Source organism: Mesorhizobium sp. M7A.F.Ca.CA.003.01.2.1 (assembly GCF_003998945.1).
GTDB classification, from domain to species: domain Bacteria; phylum Pseudomonadota; class Alphaproteobacteria; order Rhizobiales; family Rhizobiaceae; genus Mesorhizobium; species Mesorhizobium ciceri.
Genome location: NZ_RZRA01000944.1, coordinates 1 through 2,135, shown reverse-complemented (window position 1 = coordinate 2,135; position 2,135 = coordinate 1). Strand labels below are relative to the sequence as shown.

The following is a 2,135-nucleotide window of genomic DNA, read 5'->3' as shown; positions in this document are numbered from 1 at the left end:
GCGCATGACCGGCAACCCGATGGCAGCACCCGAAGTGCTCGGCATTTCCGGCGGCGCCTCTTTCGGCGTGCTGGCGCTGCTGTTGCTCAGCGACGGCTTCGACCGCGCGGCAATGCTCGGCGCCGCACTCGCGGGCGCCTTGCTGGCGCTGACGATCGTCGTGCTGGTCGGGCGGCGCAATGCACTGTCGCCGTCGCGGCTGCTGCTTGCCGGCGTCGCCGTGGCGACGGTCGCGTCGGCCTTCGCCGCGCTGCTTCTGGCCAGCGGCGATCCGCGCACGGGCTTCCTGCTCGCCTGGCTATCGGGATCGACCTATCGCGCAACGCCCAATGATGCCTTCACTGCCGCTGCGGTCGCGGTCGCCGTCCTCGCGCTGGCGCCGCTGACGGCGCGCTGGCTCGATATAGTGCCGCTCGGCGAAACTGCCGCGCGTGGCCTTGGCCTGCGGCTTGGACGGGTTCGCGCCATTCTGCTGGCACTTACCGCGCTGGCCACCGCAACCGCGACATTGGTCATCGGCCCGCTGAGCTTCGTCGGCCTGATGGCGCCGCATCTCGCGCGCATGCTCGGCTTCCGCCGTGCCGTGCCGCAGCTTCTGGCCTCGGCCATGACAGGCGGGCTGATCCTCGTTGCCGCCGACTGGGCCGGCCGGACGCTGATCTTTCCCTGGCAGGTGCCGGCCGGGCTCATCGCCGCCTTCGTCGGCGGCCCCTATTTCATGGCGCTGATGTGGAAAGGCAGGCAATGAAGTCGGCCCTGGCATATTGCCGGCCCTGCCCTGCCGATTGTAAGCAGCGCCCATCGATGGCGGCCGGTGCCCTCGCCGCGTCCATCAAGACAGCTTGCGGTTCACCTCGATGATCAGACGTTTCCTGTCCTATTACGCGCCCTGGAAGGGGCTGTTCGCGCTCGACTTCTCCTGCGCGGTGCTGGCCGGCCTGCTCGAACTTGGCTTTCCCATGGCGGTCCGCACCTTCGTCGACCAGCTCCTGCCACGGCAGGACTGGACGCTGATCATCATCGCCTCGGCCGGGCTGCTGGTAATCTATCTGCTCAACACGGTGCTGATGGCGGTCGTCACCTATTGGGGCCACATGCTTGGCATCAACATCGAGACCGAGATGCGGCGCAAGAGCTTCGATCATCTGCAGAAACTGTCGTTCCGCTTCTACGACAACCACAAGACCGGCCATCTCGTCGGTCGCGTCACCAAGGATCTCGAGGAGATCGGCGAGATCGCGCATCATGGCCCCGAGGACCTGTTCATCGCCATCATGACGTTCGCCGGCGCCTTCGTGCTGATGTTCACGGTCAACATGCATCTGGCGCTGATCACGGCGGTGATCGTGCCTCTGATCGCCTGGGTGACGATGCGCTACGGCGACCGCATGGAGCGCAACTGGCAGGCGCTCTACCGGCGTGTCGGCGATTTCAACGTCCGCATCGAGGAGAATGTCGGCGGCATGCGCGTCGTCCAGGCCTTCGCCAACGAGGAGCATGAGCGCACGCTGTTCGCACATGACAACCAGCGCTACCGCCAGACCAAGCTCGACGCCTACCGCATCATGTCGGCCAGCAATTCGCTGAACTACATGGGCATAAGGCTGATCCAGCTCGTGGTCATGATTGCCGGCAGCTACCTCGTCATTACGGGAGGCCTGAGCAATGGCGGCTTCGTCGGCTTCCTGCTTTTGGTCGGCGTCTTCGTGCGGCCGATCGAGAAGATCAATTCGGTGATCGAGACCTATCCAAAAGGCATTGCCGGCTTCCGCCGCTACACAGAGTTGCTCGACACCGAACCCGACATCGCCGACCGGCCCAGTGCCGTTACCGCCAGCGGCCTCAAGGGCTCCATCGAATATCGCGGTGTGAGCTTCGGCTATGGCGACGGCAAGCCGGTGCTCAGGGATATCGATCTCACCATCCGCGCCGGCGAAACCATCGCCTTCGTCGGGCCGTCAGGTGCCGGCAAGACCACCATATGCTCGCTGCTGCCGCGGTTCTACGAAGTCAGCGCCGGGCGGATCAGCATCGACGGCATCGATATCAGGGACATGACGCTCGCTTCGCTGCGCGGCCAGATCGGCATTGTCCAGCAGGATGTCTTCCTGTTCGGCGGCTCGATCCGCGAAAAC

At 64.9% G+C, this 2,135-nt stretch carries 2 protein-coding genes; both read left to right on the top strand.

Features of this window, described 5'->3' with window-relative positions; genetic code table 11:
* Nucleotides 1-748, top strand: a 748-nt coding sequence (locus EN969_RS28010) for an iron chelate uptake ABC transporter family permease subunit (protein WP_164758554.1), incomplete at its 5' end; no start/stop codon positions are given.
* Nucleotides 749-857: 109 nt separating this feature from the next.
* The coding region (locus tag EN969_RS28005) for an ABC transporter ATP-binding protein (RefSeq protein WP_164758553.1) at nt 858-2,135 on the top strand (1,278 nt) is incomplete at its 3' end.